The 14,124-nt window shown below is 67.4% G+C and carries 12 protein-coding genes; 8 read left to right on the forward strand and 4 right to left on the reverse strand.

Features of this window, described 5'->3' with window-relative positions; all coding sequences use genetic code 11:
• Nucleotides 1-55: 55 nt before the first annotated feature.
• The 3 genes from ACFOPO_RS09150 to ACFOPO_RS09160 all read right to left on the reverse strand — a co-directional run bounded on the left by ACFOPO_RS09150 (nucleotide 56) and on the right by ACFOPO_RS09160 (nucleotide 2,259).
• Nucleotides 56-442: an HU family DNA-binding protein gene (locus ACFOPO_RS09150; RefSeq protein ID WP_386702893.1), complete on the reverse strand. Its 387-nt coding sequence runs from the start codon at nucleotides 440-442 to the stop codon at nucleotides 56-58.
• A gap of 184 nt (nucleotides 443-626) precedes the next feature.
• Entirely contained in the window at nucleotides 627-1,262 is a 636-nt protein-coding gene (gene eda, locus ACFOPO_RS09155; protein ID WP_386702894.1) for a bifunctional 4-hydroxy-2-oxoglutarate aldolase/2-dehydro-3-deoxy-phosphogluconate aldolase, read from the reverse strand.
• Nucleotides 1,249-2,259 (reverse strand): sugar kinase, encoded by a 1,011-nt coding sequence (locus ACFOPO_RS09160; protein ID WP_386702895.1) that lies wholly within the window; start codon nucleotides 2,257-2,259, stop codon nucleotides 1,249-1,251. Before ACFOPO_RS09160 ends, eda begins: the two co-directional genes overlap by 14 nt.
• Nucleotides 2,260-2,506: 247 nt before the next feature.
• Here ACFOPO_RS09160 and ACFOPO_RS09165 point away from each other — a divergent pair, with 247 nt between their 5' ends.
• From ACFOPO_RS09165 to ACFOPO_RS09180, 4 genes are all read left to right on the forward strand, one after another.
• Nucleotides 2,507-5,347, forward strand: a complete 2,841-nt coding sequence (locus tag ACFOPO_RS09165) for a TonB-dependent receptor (RefSeq protein WP_386702896.1) — start codon at nucleotides 2,507-2,509, stop codon at nucleotides 5,345-5,347.
• 145 nt (nucleotides 5,348-5,492) lie between these two features.
• Nucleotides 5,493-6,845: a polysaccharide lyase family 1 protein gene (locus tag ACFOPO_RS09170; RefSeq protein WP_386702897.1), complete on the forward strand. Its 1,353-nt coding sequence runs from the start codon at nucleotides 5,493-5,495 to the stop codon at nucleotides 6,843-6,845.
• A 27-nt stretch (nucleotides 6,846-6,872) separates the two neighbouring features.
• On the forward strand, nucleotides 6,873-8,009 hold the full coding sequence (locus ACFOPO_RS09175) for a pectinesterase family protein (RefSeq protein WP_386702898.1): 1,137 nt from the start codon (nucleotides 6,873-6,875) through the stop codon (nucleotides 8,007-8,009).
• A gap of 13 nt (nucleotides 8,010-8,022) precedes the next feature.
• Complete coding sequence (locus ACFOPO_RS09180; protein ID WP_386702899.1) at nucleotides 8,023-8,763, forward strand: rhamnogalacturonan acetylesterase; 741 nt, start codon at nucleotides 8,023-8,025, stop codon at nucleotides 8,761-8,763.
• A gap of 171 nt (nucleotides 8,764-8,934) precedes the next feature.
• Here the strand turns inward: ACFOPO_RS09180 and ACFOPO_RS09185 are convergent, their stop codons facing one another.
• Nucleotides 8,935-10,203: a polysaccharide lyase family 1 protein gene (locus ACFOPO_RS09185; protein ID WP_386702900.1), complete on the reverse strand. Its 1,269-nt coding sequence runs from the start codon at nucleotides 10,201-10,203 to the stop codon at nucleotides 8,935-8,937.
• Between the two features lie 227 nt (nucleotides 10,204-10,430).
• On the opposite strand from ACFOPO_RS09185, the gene ACFOPO_RS09190 reads away from it, so the two are divergent.
• From ACFOPO_RS09190 to ACFOPO_RS09205, 4 genes are read left to right on the forward strand one after another with little or no spacing between them, the layout of a single operon-like run.
• On the forward strand, nucleotides 10,431-11,273 hold the full coding sequence (locus tag ACFOPO_RS09190; protein WP_386702901.1) for a 2-keto-4-pentenoate hydratase: 843 nt from the start codon (nucleotides 10,431-10,433) through the stop codon (nucleotides 11,271-11,273).
• Nucleotides 11,270-12,268, forward strand: coding sequence for a TRAP transporter substrate-binding protein (locus ACFOPO_RS09195; RefSeq protein ID WP_386702902.1), 999 nt, complete (start codon nucleotides 11,270-11,272; stop codon nucleotides 12,266-12,268). Before ACFOPO_RS09190 ends, ACFOPO_RS09195 begins: the two co-directional genes overlap by 4 nt.
• A 9-nt stretch (nucleotides 12,269-12,277) precedes the next feature.
• Nucleotides 12,278-12,835, forward strand: coding sequence for a TRAP transporter small permease (locus ACFOPO_RS09200; RefSeq protein ID WP_386702903.1), 558 nt, complete (start codon nucleotides 12,278-12,280; stop codon nucleotides 12,833-12,835).
• Entirely contained in the window at nucleotides 12,835-14,115 is a 1,281-nt protein-coding gene (locus ACFOPO_RS09205) for a TRAP transporter large permease (RefSeq protein WP_386702904.1), read from the forward strand. Before ACFOPO_RS09200 ends, ACFOPO_RS09205 begins: the two co-directional genes overlap by 1 nt.
• The last annotated feature ends 9 nt before the right edge of the window (nucleotides 14,116-14,124 follow it).

Raw genomic sequence — 14,124 nt, forward strand, 5'->3', positions numbered from 1 at the left:
CCCGGGAGAGGATGCGGTGGCTTGCGCTCACCGCATCCCGGCAGATCACTACGGCTTAGGCCGCAGCGTCCTTCAGCTTCTTCAGCGGACGGACCTTGACCTTGACCGAAGCCGGCTTGGCTGCAAACCAGACTTCTTCCTTGGTGAACGGGTTGATGCCCTTGCGCTTCGGCTTGGCTGCAACGCTGACGGCGGTGATCTTCAGCAGGCCCGGCAGGGTGAACGCACCGGCGCCCTTCTTGCTGATCGAGCCGTGCACTGCGCCTTCCAGCGCAGCCAGCACAGCGCGCACGTCCTTGGCAGCAACGCCAGCGGCCTCGGCGATGTGCGCGACCAGGCCCGACTTGGTCAGCGCTTCCTTGATCGGCTTCGGTGCAGCCGGCTTGGCGGCGGCGGCCTTCTTCGGCGCGGCCTTCTTTGCCACTTTCTTCGTCTTCGCCATATGTGTCTCGTAATACTCGATTAGTTGATGGGTGCCCGGATTTCCCCGCTAGGCAAGCGGAATGTAGGGCAAGGAAAAGGCGGCGCCAAGTGGTAAGAGGCAAAAAAACGCTGGAATTCGCTACTTTCTTCGCCATTGACCGCCAAGGCGACCCGTTTTGGCCGTCCGTCGGTCAATTCACCGGTCAATTGGACGACAGTGCGGACGCCTCGCGCGCCAGCGTTTCGATGCGATCCCAGTCGCCGTTTGCCAGTGCATCGGCGGGTGTCAGCCACGAGCCGCCCAGGCACGCGACGTTGGGCTGGCGCAGGTACTCAGGCGCACGTGCGGCGTCGATTCCGCCCGTGGGACAAAATCTCACGTGTGCAAACGGCCCGCGCCAGGCCGCCAGCAATGCCAGTGCATTGATCGCCTGCGCCGGGAACAGCTTGAGCAGATCGAAGCCGGCGGCCATCGCCGCCATCACCTCGCTGCCGGTGGCAACGCCGGGCAGGTAGGCGATCGATTCCTCGCGCGCGGCGGCCAGCAGTTGTGGCGAAGACCCCGGCGACACCGCGAACGACGCACCTGCGCGCTGCACCTGGCGCATCTGCGCCGCATCGAGCACGGTGCCGGCGCCGACCTTCATTCCCGGCACCTGCGCAGCGACGGCGGCAATCGCGTCCAGCGCCACCGGCGTGCGCAGCGTCACCTCGATCGCATCGATGCCACCGCGCAGCAGCGCCTGCGCCACGGCCACGGCTTCGTCGACGCTGCCGGGGGTGTAGACCGGAATGATGCGGCTGCCGCGCAACAGCGCCTGGGCGTCAACGACGGACATGGAAGCCGGCCTGTGCGGTGAACGCCTCGACATCCTCGCGCGACACCAGGTTGAAATCGCCCGGCAGCGAGTGCTTCAGGCAGGCCGCGCCGAGGCCGAAATGCAGCAGATCGGCAGGCGCCATGCCGGTCATCAGCCCGTGCAGCACGCCGGCGGCAAAGGCATCGCCGGTGCCGATGCGGTCGACGATCGCCTCCAGCTCGTAGCCGGGTGCGCGATGACGCGCGCCATCACGGCCGACCATCACCGCCGACAGCGTGTGGTGGTCGACGCTGTGCTGGCTGCGCAGGGTGCACGCCAGCCACTGCAGGTGTCCGAACGCGGCGAAGGCATGGGCGGCGGCTTCGGCCACGGCGTCCTCGCCCTCGGCGGTGCTGCGCTTGCCCAGCACCACTTCTATGTCGCGGTGGTCGGCGAAGACCAGGTCGGCCTCGGCGAAGATGCGGCGCAGGATCGCGGCGGCGTCACCGTTCCACGCCTGCCAGAGCTTGCCGCGGAAATTGCCGTCGAACGACACCCTGGCCCCGCGCCGGCGCGCGGCCTGGGCCGCAGCGACGGTGGCTTCCGCGGTGGCGGCGCCCAGCGCCGGGCTCACGCCGGACAGGTGCAGCCAGTCCGCGCCATCGAGCAGCGCATCCCAGTCGTAATCGGTCATGCGGGTGAATGCCGAATCGGCGCGGTCGTACAGCACCTCGCTCGGCCGATGCATCGCGCCGTGAGAAAGGAAGTACAGGCCCATGCGTCCGTGCGCTGTGCGCACATGTCGCGTGTCGACGCCATGCCGGCGCAGTTCGCCGACCGCCGCTTCGCCCAGCGCGTTGTCGGCCACCGTGCTCACCACGGCCGCGTCATGGCCGAAGCGCGCCAGCGACACGGCGACGTTGGCCTCGGCCCCGCCGATGTGGACCGCCAGGCCCGGTGACTGCAGCAGTCGCTCGCGCCCCGGCGCCGACAGGCGCAGCAGCAGTTCCCCAAAACACACGATCCGTTGACTCACGCCCTGCTCCCGGAGGAAGGAAAGTTGTCCCTATAGATAGCGCCTGCCATGCCGGCTGGCCGGTTATGGCGCACCGCAGCATGCGAACCGCTGTCCCTTTTGTTAGGGTTTTGACCATCGGTGTCATTTGCAGCGCCGAGCACTGCCGAACACCACTGAATCCACGATAGCAAGCGTCGCAGACCAGTCAACAAGCACCTTACAAGCAAGCACCTTACAAGCTGTCAGTCATTAGGGAGGGGAACCTATGCAATTTCAGCGTGCCACCAAAAAGACACCGGTTACCTTATTGGCGGCCTCGATAGGCCTGGCGCTCCAGATGGCGGCGCTCAGCGCGCTTGCCCAGGATGCGTCCACGACCAATGAGACCACCGCACCGGCTCAAGCGGTTGCCAATGAGGCGGTCGCCAATACTGCCGCACCGCAGCGCCAGGACGCGACCGATCTGGATGCGGTCGTCGTCACCGGCTTCCGCGGCAGCCTGGAAAAGGCCCTCGACAAGAAGCGCAGCGAAGTAGGCGTGGTCGACGCGATCGTCGCCGAAGACATCGCCGACTTCCCGGACCTCAACCTCGCCGAATCGTTGCAGCGCATTCCGGGCGTGTCGATCGCGCGCGATGCCGGCGAAGGCCGCCAGATTTCGGTGCGTGGCCTCGACAGCCAGTTCACCCGCGTGCGCATCAACGGCATGGAAGCGTTGACCACCACCGGTGGCACCGACAGTTCCGGCGGTGCCAACCGCGGCCGCGGCTTCGACTTCAACGTGTTCGCCTCCGAGCTGTTCAACAGCATCACCGTGCGCAAGACCGCCTCGGCCGACATCGAGGAAGGCGCGCTCGGTGCCACCGTCGACCTGCAGACCGCGCGCCCGTTCGACTACGACGGCTTCACCTTCGTCACCGGTGCGCAGCTGGGCTACAACGACCTGGCCGGGGATCTCGATCCGCGCGCCACGATGCTGATGAGCAACACCTGGTTCGACAACAAGTTCGGCGCGCTGGTCTCGGTCGCCTACACCAAGCGCCGCCTGGTCGAAGAAGGCCACAGCACGGTGCGCTGGGATCCGGGCAACGCCAACGGCGGCTTCTCGGGCACGCCGGCGGCCGAAAGCGCCACCGTGTTCCACCCGCGCATCCCGCGTTACGGCGTGCTCGAGCATGAGCAGGAGCGCCTGGGCGTGACGGCGTCGCTGCAGTTCGACCCGACCGACAAGACCTCGATGGGCCTGGACGTGATGTACGCCGACCTCGATGCCACGCGCACCGAGAACTTCCTCAACGGCCTGTCGTTCAGCCGCGCCGGCGCCGCCGGCAAGCCGCAGACCGTGGTGGTGGACAGCGCCATCGACAGCCGCGGCAACCTGGTCTACGGCAAGTTCAACAACGTCGACGTGCGTTCGGAAGCGCGTTACGACGAACTGGAAACCAAGTTCACCCAGTTCAACTTCTACGCCGACCACGAGCTCACCGACGACTTCAGCCTGAACTTCGAGGCCGGGCACGCCAAGTCCGAGTTCGAGAATCCGATCCAGACCACCATCACCATCGACAAGCTCAACGCGCAGGGCTACGTCTACGACTACCGCGGCGACAACCGCCTGCCGGTGATCACCAATGGCTTCGACGTCAACGACCCGTCGCAGTGGTCCTTCGTCAACGGCACCACCGCGGTGCCGGGCTCGGAAATCCGCCTGCGTCCGCAGTTCGCCGACAACACCATCGACAACGCGCAGCTCGGCTTCACCTGGCAGCTGAGCGACGGCTTCAGCCTGAAGGCCGGTGGCCAGTTCAAGGAATACACGTTCGATACGCGCGAAGAGCGTCGTGTCTCCGAACTGATCGTTCCGGCGCTGCCGGCCGGCACTACGCTGGCCAACCTGACCAAGCAGATCGGACTGGAAGGCATCAGCGGCGTTGGCGACAACACCTGGCTGATCCCGGACATCGACGCCTTAAACCGCGTCTTCAACATCTACAGCGACCAGGGCATCTTCGCCACCAGCGACCGCGTGGCGGCGGTGCTCGGCAACAACCGCAGCGTCGAGGAGCGCGACCAGGGCTTCTTCATCCAGGGCGACTTCAACACGCAGCTCGGCAGCCTGCCGCTGAGCGGCAACGTCGGCCTGCGCCAGGTCGAAACGCGCCAGAGCTCGACCGGCTTCTCCACGCCGGCCAGCGGCCCGGCGCAGCAGATCACCGTGTCGCGCAGCTACAGCGACACGCTGCCTTCGTTCAACCTGGTCGCCGACGTCACGCCGGACTTCCTGGTCCGCCTGGCGGCGGCGAAGGTGATGGCACGCCCGGGCCTGGGCAACCTCACGCCGGGCGTCACGGTCAACGTCAGCGGCGGCAATCGCGTGGTCACCGGCGGCAACCCGATGCTGGATCCGTTCCGCGCCACCACCGTCGACATGAGCTTCGAGTGGTACTTCGCCGAGGAATCGCTGCTGGCGCTGGGCCTGTTCTACAAGGACATCGACAGCTTCGTCCTGACCTCGCGCGAGACCCGCCCGTACTCGACCTCCGGCCTGCCGGAGAGCCTGCTGATCGGCACCGGCGCCACGGCCAGCGACGACTTCCAGTTCAACGTCCCGATCAACAGCAAGGGCGGTCCGCTCAAGGGCCTGGAGTTCACCTACCAGCAGCCGTTCGTGTTCCTGCCGGGCTTCTGGAGCGATTTCGGTGTGCAGCTCAACTACACCTACGTCGATTCCAAGATCCAGTACGTGACCTCGACCGGCGCGCCGTCGCTGCGCACCGACCTGACCGGCCTGTCGAAGAACGCCTACAACGCCACGCTCTACTACGAAGGCGACAAGTTCAGCGCACGCGTCTCGGCCGCTTACCGCGACGACTACCTGACCACGGTGCCGGGCCGCAACGGCAACGACGTGGAAGGCACGGCCGAAACGCTGACCTTCGACATGTCGGCGTCGTACAAGATCAACGATCACTTCGAGCTGACGCTGGAAGGCCTGAACCTCACCGACGAGTTCCAGGACCAGTGGGTGGATTCGGTCGGCGATCGCGCCTCGGTCTACCACCACACCGGTCGCCAGTACTTCCTGGGCGCCCGCTACAAGTTCTGATGGTTGTTTGCTCTGAGCCCCTCTCCCGCTAGCGGGAGAGGGGTGTTTTTGTTTGCCGCAGTCGCATGTCGTGTCCCACCAGCGGACGCCGTGCCGCCTCCGCTGCCGACGTCCGCTCCGTCCACACCACGAAGGAGCGGTACCGATGAGCACTCGCAAGTCCGTCCTGCTGTCCGCACTGTTGCTGGCCCTGTCCGCCCCCGCAGCGATCGCAGCCCCGCCGATACCCCTTGAACGCCAGACCCTGTCCGCCAACGACGGCTGGGCAGCGCTGCCCACCGCGGCATTGCCGCAGGGCACGACCGGTGGTTCGGCCGCCGATATCACCCGCGTCCACGACGTCAGCGACCGCAATGCGCTGGTCGCCGCCCTCGCCTTTCCCGATCCGACGCCGAAGATCATCCGCATCACCGGCATGATCGACGCCAATGTCGACGACGCCGGCAACCCGCTGACCTGCGCCGATTACGCGCGCCCGGATCCGCAGACCGCGACGCCCTACTCGCTCGACGCCTTCCTCGCCACCTACGATCCGGCGGTGTGGGGACGCGTGAATCCCAGCGGGCCGCTCGAACGCGCACGCGTGGCCTCGGCCGCGGCGCAACAGGCGCGCGTTCGCATCCGCGTGCCGGCCAACACGACCATCGTCGGTGTGGGTCGCGGCGCCGGCCTTCGCGGGGCGTGGATCGACATCCGCCCCAGCAGCACCAGCGGCAACCAGCCGATGAACGTGATCGTGCGCAACCTCAGTCTGGTCGACACCCATGACTGCTTCCCGCAGTGGGCGCCGACCGATGGCGCCGAAGGCAACTGGAACTCGCTGTACGACGCGATCTCGGTCCGCAACGCCACCCATGTCTGGATCGACCACAACGCCTTCCTGGACATCGACACCGCCGACAGCACGCAGCCCAGTTACTTCGGCCGGCTCTACCAGGTGCATGACGGTCTGGTCGACGTGACCAACGAATCGGACCTGGTGACGGTGTCGTGGAACCTGCTGGCCAACCACGACAAAGCGATGCTGTTCGGCTCGTCCGACAGCGCCGTGGCCGACCGCGGCAAGCTGCGCGTGACGCTGCACCACAACCTGTTCCACGACCTCGGCCAGCGCGTGCCGCGGGTGCGCTACGGCCAGGTCCACGTCTACAACAACCAGTACAGCCTGACCCCCGACGGTGCCCAGACCTACGGCTACAGCTGGGGCGCCGGCATCGAGGGGCAGATCTTCGCCCAGAACAACCATTTCCTGATGCCCGTCGCGGTTACGCCGGACCTGTTCGTGGGACGCTTCAACGGCACCGCGCTGCAGGCACAGGGAACCCTGCTGAACGGACTCACGCGCCACAGCGAAGTCGACGTGGTCGCCGCCTTCAACGCGACCAGCGCCACGCCGCTGCAGCCGACCGTGACATGGACGCCGACGCTGTATCGACGCATCGATCCGACCTGGTCGGTGCCGTTGACGGTGATCCTGGGGGCAGGTCCATTCAAGTGAGCGTCAACCGCCGGGGGGCGGGGCTTCATGAGCGATGACCGCAGGAACGATGACGTGTGGATGCAACGGCGACGCCTGCTGCAGGCGTCGCTGGCTGCCTCGATGGCAACCATTTCGCCGCTTCGCGCCGCGGCCACCGCGCCACCGTTCGATGCCGTCGTCGCGCGCACGCCCCGCCCGGGCGTGCGCACGTTCGCCAGCGTCGGCGAGGCGGTCGCCGCGGCGCCGGTAGACGGGCGCTCGCCGTTCCGCATCCTGGTCACGCGCGGGCGCTGGCACGAGAAACTGGTGATCGACCGGCCGTGGATCCATCTCGTCGGCGAGGACCGCAGCGCCAGCGTCCTCACTTTCGACGCGGCCGCTGGCATGAAGCGCCCGGACGGCGAGCCTTGGGGCACGTGGGGCTGCGCCAGCGTTATCGTGCGGGCCCCGGATTTCCGCGTGCAGCGGCTGGCGATCGAGAATGCATTCGACTACGTCGGCAATCTCGCTGCACCGAAGTTCGAGCCGATCGGCCCCAATGGCGCGCAGGCGGTGGCGCTGATGCTCGATGCCGGTGCCGATCGCAGCCTGTTCGAGGACGTCGACCTCATCGGCCACCAGGACACGCTGTTCGCCGATGCCGGCCGCAGCCTGTTCCGCAATTGCCGCATCAGCGGCAGCGTCGATTTCGTCTTCGGCGGCGGCAACGCGCTGTTCGAGGACTGCGAGCTGCATTCGCGCTTTCGTCCCGGCAAGGACCGGCAGGGCTACGTCGCGGTGCCATCCACGAAGGCTTCGCAAGCTTACGGACTGACGTTCCTGCGCTGCCGGCTGAGCCGCGATGCGCAGATTCCGGACGGCAGCGTTGCGCTCGGCCGCGCATGGCGACCGGGGCGCACCTTCGCCGACGGCAAATACGGCGACCCCGATGCGTTGGGCGCTGCGGTGTACCTGTCGTGCTGGATGGACGCGCACATCGACGCCAAGGGCTGGGACGCGATGGGTTACACCGCGCGCGACGGCCAGCGCATGATGCTGGAGCCGGAGCTGGCGCGGCTGTTCGAACACGACAGCCGGGGGCCGGGCGCACACGAGTCGCCAGCGCGTCGCCAGCTCGATGCAGGCCAGCTGTCGCTCTACTCGCGCGACCGCGTGCTGTCCGGCTGGCACCCCGATCTCTGACTGAAGGAATGCAATGTTGAAGCTGGGGCTGGCGCTGTGCCTTTCGATGCTGCTGATCGCGCCTGCGCACGCGGCCGACACCGTGACGATCCATCTTGCCGGCGATTCGACGATGGCCGAAAAGCTGCCGGAGAAACGCCCGGAGACCGGCTGGGGCGAGTTCCTGGCCTCGCAGTTCAAACCGGGGACGGTGCAGGTCGACAACCGTGCGAAGAATGGCCGCAGCACGCGCACCTTCATCGAAGAAGGTCGCTGGCAGGAACTGCTGGATGCGACCCGGCCGGGGGACGTGGTGCTGATCCAGTTCGGCCACAACGACCAGTCGGTGGAGAAGAAGGACCGCTACACGCCGCCGGCGGACTATGCGCGCAACCTTGCCCGCTTCGTCGCCGACGTGCGCGCACGCCAGGCCACGCCGGTGCTGCTGACGCCGGTGGCACGCCGGCGCTTCGACGAGGCCGGGCACGTGCTCGACAGCCACGGTGAGTACCCGGACCTGGTGCGCGCGCTGGCGGCGAGTGGGCAGGTGGCACTGATCGACATGGAGCGACGCAGCGCGGCGGTGCTGCAGGAATCCGGCGTGGAGCCGTCGAAGCGGTTGTTCCTGTGGGTGGCGGTTGGCGAGAGCGCGAACTATCCCAAGGGCGTCGAGGACAACACGCACTTCTCACCGGCCGGTGCGGAGCGGATGGCGGAAGAGTTCGCGTTTGCGCTGCGGCAGACGGGGCTGCCGCTGGCGCTGCTGCTGAAGTGATGCACTGACACCGTCGACGCGCGGACACCGTCATCCGCACGACACCGTCATCCCGGCGAACGCCGGGATCCAGTCTCGAAGCGTCACGGCATCAGAGCACCACGAACGTCGGGCTTGCAGGCCTGGATCCCGGCGTTCGCCGGGATGACGTTCCGGGGGCCGGGATGACGGTCATTTCAACGGAGCGCGCCGCGGCAGCGGCTTCAACGGCTCCATCGTGTCCAGGTCCCAGTCCGCCGGCACGAACGCCTGCGTCGTCGCCTGCTGCTTCGGATAGCCGCCCACCTGCTCCTGGCTGTCGATGATCCGCCCGCGTCCTTCGATCGTGTCGGCAAGGATCCGGCGATCGACGTCATCGCGATCCCACGGCCGCGCACCCGCGGTGGCGATCACCGCATCCTGCACCTGCGCCGAAGGCAGCACCGTCACGCCGAACGGCAATGCCGGCGGCCGCTTGAGCGCATCGACCTTGATCGGCGTGGTCGTGTAGCGCCCCTGCTGCGGCAGCGGCGCACCAAGACGATCGACGGCGAGGTTGTCATCCAGATAGACATCCAGATCGCCAGAACCGCCGACGCTGAAGAACGCCACCTCCTCGGTCGAGATGCCCGCGCGCATGACGTTGCCGCGCGCGATCACCTGCCCGCGCGAGTACGGATGCCCGAGCCATTCCTCGGCGATCAGGTTGTAGTGCACGCCGCGCTGGCCCGGGTCGTAGATCAGGTTGTTGATCACCTGCCCGCGCGCGCCGCCCTTGAACAGCGGATTGCGCTCGTAGTTGTGCGCGTAGAGGTTGCCGATGATCAGCACGTCGTTGACGTGGTCGTGGATCAGCGAGCCCTTGGAGTGCTCGCCCTTGGCGTGGGTGGCGTTGGCCAGGCCTTCGGCGATGATGTTGTTGCTGTACGTGATGCGGCGCGAGGCCGCCTCCATCCAGTCCTTCTCGCTCTCGCCGAAGAAGCGCGTGCTCGATGCCGACAGGTTCTCGTCGGTGGCCCAGGTCAGCGAGCAGTGGTCGACGATCACGTCATGCGCGCCGCGCACGGTGGTGATCGCGTCGATGTCGCCCGACCACTTGGGCTTGTTGCCATCGCCCGGGCGCATGCGGATGTGGCGCACGACCACGTCATGCGTGGCGATGGTCAGGCCGCCCTTGATGAAGGTGATGCCGGGCTGCGGCGCGGTCTGGCCGGCGATGGTGAGGAACGGCTCGGTGATGCGCAGCTCCTTCATGCCCAGGTCGATCACGCCGCCGACCTCGAACACGACGATGCGCGGCCCGCTCGCCGCCAGCGCTTCGGCAAACGAGCCCGGGCCGGAGGCCTCCAGGGTGGTCACGCGGATGATCCGGCCGCCGCGGCCGCCCGGCGTGTGCGCGGCCCAGCCCTGCGCGCCCGGGAAAGCCAGTGCGCCCGTTGCCGCGTCTGTCCTTTGGGACACGGCCGGGGCCGTGGCAGGCTCGGCGGCCAAGCCGGGGCCGGCGATGGCCAGGGCCAGTGCGGTGACCGCAAATCCACGCCCAAGCCCCTGAAAAACGTGCCACTTCCCCATCGTCCCCATCCGTGCCTCTCCCCGAGTCGTGATCCGAGTGTAGGCCCCGATTGTCAATGACACCGGTTTCCTATACAACTCCATCGAAGAGACATCACCAGGGGAAATCGCACCGCATGGACAGACTCGCGCCGGATGGGGACAGCGCCGACAGCGCAGCAATCGCGCAACGGCTGGTCACGGCACGGCGCCAGGCCGTGGCGTTGCCGGACTACCCCGGCGCCCTGCCGGCGACGCTCGACCAGGGCTATGCGATCCAGGACCACGCCATCGCGCTGTGGGGCCAGCCGGTCGTGGGCTGGAAGGTCGGTCGCATCCCGGCCGACTGGGAAGCGCGCCTGGGCGAAGAGCGCCTGGTCGGTCCGATCTTCGAAGGTGCGGTGCAGGTTCCTGCCGACGGCATGGGCGAGTTCGCGGTGATCACCGGCGGCTTCGCCGCGGTGGAGGCCGAGTACGTGTTCCGCCTGCGCGCCGATGCGCCCGCCGACAAGACCCGCTACAGCGAAGCCGAAGCCGCTGCACTCGTCGATGCGCTGCTGGTCGGCGTCGAACTGGCCGGCAGCCCGCTGCCGATGATCAACGTGCTGGGTCCGCCGATCGTGGTCTCCGATTACGGCAACAACACCGGTCTGATCCTCGGTGCGGAAGTGCCGGACTGGCAGTCCGTCGACAGCGCGCAACTGCGCTGCGAAACCTTCATCGACGGTGCGTCGGTTGGCACCGGCGGCGCAGATTCGATTCCGGGGGGCCTGCTCGCCGCACTTTCGTTCGCACTCTCGCGCTGCGCCAGCCGCGGCTACCCGCTCAAGGCCGGCATGCTGGTCACCACGGGCGCGGCCACCGGTATCCACGACATCATCGCCGGACAGCACTCGCGCATCAGCTTCGGCAGCTGGGGCGAGCTGACGTGCCGCACCACCATCGCCACCGCTGAGCGCAGCAACGAGGGAAGCGCATGATCGAAAGACGCCGCTTCCTTGCCGGCATGGCCGCCGCCTGCGGCGCCTCGGTACTGCCTGCGCTCGGCGCCGGCCGTGACGACGCCAACGTCCGCATCCTCACCGCCACCGACGTCCACGTGAAGGACTACCCGACCGTTGCCGCCGTGCAGTGGATCGGCAAGCAGCTCGAACAGGAAACCGGTGGCCGCCTGCGCCTGCGCGTGTACCACTCCGGCCAGCTCGGCCGCGAGTCGGAGGCCATCGACATGGCCCGGTTCGGCGCGATCGACATCACCCGCGTCTACTCCGGTGCACTCAACAACGCGTTTCCGTTGACCCAGGCGTTGTCGCTGCCCTATGTCTTCGATTCGGTGCCGCACCTGCGCGCCGCACTCGACGGCAAGGTCGGTGCGACCGTGCTGCAGGGCTTCGAGAAGCGCGACCTGGTCGGCCTGGCAATCTACGACAGCGGTGCGCGCTGCTTCTACAACGTGCGCCGCCCGATCCACGAGCCGGCCGACATGCACGGCCTCAAGTTCCGCGTGCCGGCCTCGGACATCTTCATGCGGATGATCCGCCTGCTCGGCGGCAATCCGACGCCGCTGGCCTATGGCGAAGTGTTCTCGGCCCTGCAGACGCACCTGATCGACGGCGCCGAGAACAACCTGCGCAGCTTCCATTCCAGCCGCCAGTTCGAGGCCGCGCACTACTGGTCGCAGACCGAGCATTCCTATTCGCCGGACGTGCTGCTGATCTCGCGCCGCAGCCTGGATTCGCTGGGCAAGCGCGACGGCGCCCTGCTGGTCGACATCGCGCGCGCGTCCGTGGCGGTGATGCGCAAGCTGTGGGACGAGTCCGAAGCCACCGCACGCCAGGAACTGATCGCCGCCAAGGTCCGCATGAACGACTGCGACCTGGGCGCGTTCCGCCAGGCCGTCGCGCCGCTGCTGGCCGACTACCACCGCGATCCGGCGATTGAAGCGCTGTACCGCGAAATCCGTTCACTGGCCTGAGGCATCACGATGGCAGAAGCTCCCATTGCAATTGCGCCTGACGTCGATGCCGAACATTCCGGCAGCCAGGCGGAAGAAGGCCCGCGCACCTGGCTCGATCGCGTCGCCAGTATTGCCACCGGCGTCGCCGGCGTCGCGCTGGTCGGCATGGTCGCCGTGCAGGCACTGCAGGTGTTCGCGCGCTACGTGCTCAACGATTCACCGGGCTGGACCGAACCTGTCGCCCTGCTGCTGCTCAATACCGCGATGAGTTTCGGCGCGGCCGCCGGCGTGCACCGCGGCTCGCACTTCGGCTTCTTCATCCTCGTGCACTGGGCGCCGCCGACGGTGCGCAAGGTGCTGCTGTCGATCACCAACCTGGTGATCGCCGGCATCGGCTTCGTGCTGGCGCTGTGGGGCGGCGAGCTGCTGCTCGACGGCATCGACATCCCGATGGCGGGTGCGCCGATGCCGCAGAGCGCGGTGTACGCGCCGATGTCCGTCGCCGGGGCGCTGATGGTCCTGTTTGCTTTGCAGCGCCTGGTCGCGGTGGTCACCGCGCCCGCTGCTTCGATGCGGAGTAAATGATGGAAGTCACCGTCCTGTTCGTCGTGTTCGGCGTGCTGCTCATCATTGGCGTGCCAGTCGCGTTCTCGCTTGCTTCCGCCGCGCTGGCGACGCTGCTCTACATCGGCCTGCCGCCGATCGTGATGGTGCAGCAGACCGCCGCCGGTGCCGGTTCGGCCTCGCTGATCGCCATTCCGCTCTTCATCTTCGCCGGCGAGATCATGCTGCGCGGCGGCATCTCCGAACGCCTGATCGGCCTGGCGTCGTCGCTGGTCGGCCACCTGCGTGGTGGCCTCGGCCAGGTCAGCGTGCTGTCGTCGCTGTTCTTCGGCGGCGTGTCGGGATCGGCCATCGCCGACGTGTCGGCCATCGGCAGCGCGATGATCCCGCAGATGGTGCGGCGCGGCTTCGACCGCGACTTCGCCGTCAACGTCACCATGACCGCGGCCATGGTCGCGCTGCTGGTGCCGCCCTCGCACAACCTGATCCTGTACTCGGCCTCGGCTGGCGGCAGCATCTCCATCGCCGACCTGTTCGCCGCCGGCATCATCCCGGCGCTGCTGATGACGGCCACGCTGATGGTCACCTGCTGGATCATCGCCCGCCGCCGCGGTTACGCCATCGAGGCGTTCCCCGGCTTCGGCGTGGTGCTGCGGCGCCTGGTCGCCGCGGCGCCTGGCCTGTTGCTGGTCGCGATCATCTTCATCGGCATCCGTGCCGGCATCTTCACCGCAGTGGAGAGCGCCGCGATCGCGGTGGTCTATGCCCTGCTGGTCACCGCGCTGGTCTATCGCAACCTGCGCTGGCGCGATTTCCTCGAGACTGTCACCGGCGCCGCCCGCACCACCGGCATGATCCTGTTCGTGATCGCTTCGGCGGCGTCGTTCGGCTGGCTGCTCGCCTACCTGCAGGTGCCGTCGGCCGCGGTCGACGGGCTGACCAGCATCACCACCGACAAGAACCTGCTGCTGTTGCTGATGATCCTGATCCTGCTGGTGCTGGGCACCTTCATGGACCTGGCGCCGATGATCATCATCTGCACGCCGATCTTCCTGCCGCTGGCCAAGGCCATTGGCGTGGACCCGGTGCACTTCGGCGTGATCCTGATCCTCAAGGGCGGCATCAGCCTGATCTCGCCGCCATTGGGCTCGGTGCTGTTCGTCGGTACGGCCATTGGCAAGATCAGCATCGGCGAGACCCTGAAGACGATCTGGCCGTTCTGGCTGGCGGCCTTCGCGGTGCTGCTGGTGGTGACCTTCGTGCCGCAGCTGTCGCTGTGGCTGCCGGCGATGATGAAGTGAGGGCTAGAA

Source organism: Lysobacter sp. GCM10012299 (genome assembly GCF_042649405.1).
GTDB lineage: Bacteria > Pseudomonadota > Gammaproteobacteria > Xanthomonadales > Xanthomonadaceae > Lysobacter_J.

Excerpts from the sequence above, each read along its gene's own strand:
- ACFOPO_RS09150 (WP_386702893.1), bottom strand. The coding sequence starts at position 442 with ATGGCGAAGACGAAGAAAGTGGCAAAGAAGGCCGCGCCGAAGAAGGCC.
- eda (WP_386702894.1), bottom strand. The coding sequence starts at position 1,262 with ATGTCCGTCGTTGACGCCCAGGCGCTGTTGCGCGGCAGCCGCATCATT.
- ACFOPO_RS09165 (WP_386702896.1), top strand. The coding sequence starts at position 2,507 with ATGCAATTTCAGCGTGCCACCAAAAAGACACCGGTTACCTTATTGGCG.
- ACFOPO_RS09170 (WP_386702897.1), top strand. The coding sequence starts at position 5,493 with ATGAGCACTCGCAAGTCCGTCCTGCTGTCCGCACTGTTGCTGGCCCTG.
- ACFOPO_RS09175 (WP_386702898.1), top strand. The coding sequence starts at position 6,873 with ATGAGCGATGACCGCAGGAACGATGACGTGTGGATGCAACGGCGACGC.
- ACFOPO_RS09180 (WP_386702899.1), top strand. The coding sequence starts at position 8,023 with ATGTTGAAGCTGGGGCTGGCGCTGTGCCTTTCGATGCTGCTGATCGCG.
- ACFOPO_RS09190 (WP_386702901.1), top strand. The coding sequence starts at position 10,431 with ATGGACAGACTCGCGCCGGATGGGGACAGCGCCGACAGCGCAGCAATC.
- ACFOPO_RS09195 (WP_386702902.1), top strand. The coding sequence starts at position 11,270 with ATGATCGAAAGACGCCGCTTCCTTGCCGGCATGGCCGCCGCCTGCGGC.
- ACFOPO_RS09200 (WP_386702903.1), top strand. The coding sequence starts at position 12,278 with ATGGCAGAAGCTCCCATTGCAATTGCGCCTGACGTCGATGCCGAACAT.
- ACFOPO_RS09205 (WP_386702904.1), top strand. The coding sequence starts at position 12,835 with ATGGAAGTCACCGTCCTGTTCGTCGTGTTCGGCGTGCTGCTCATCATT.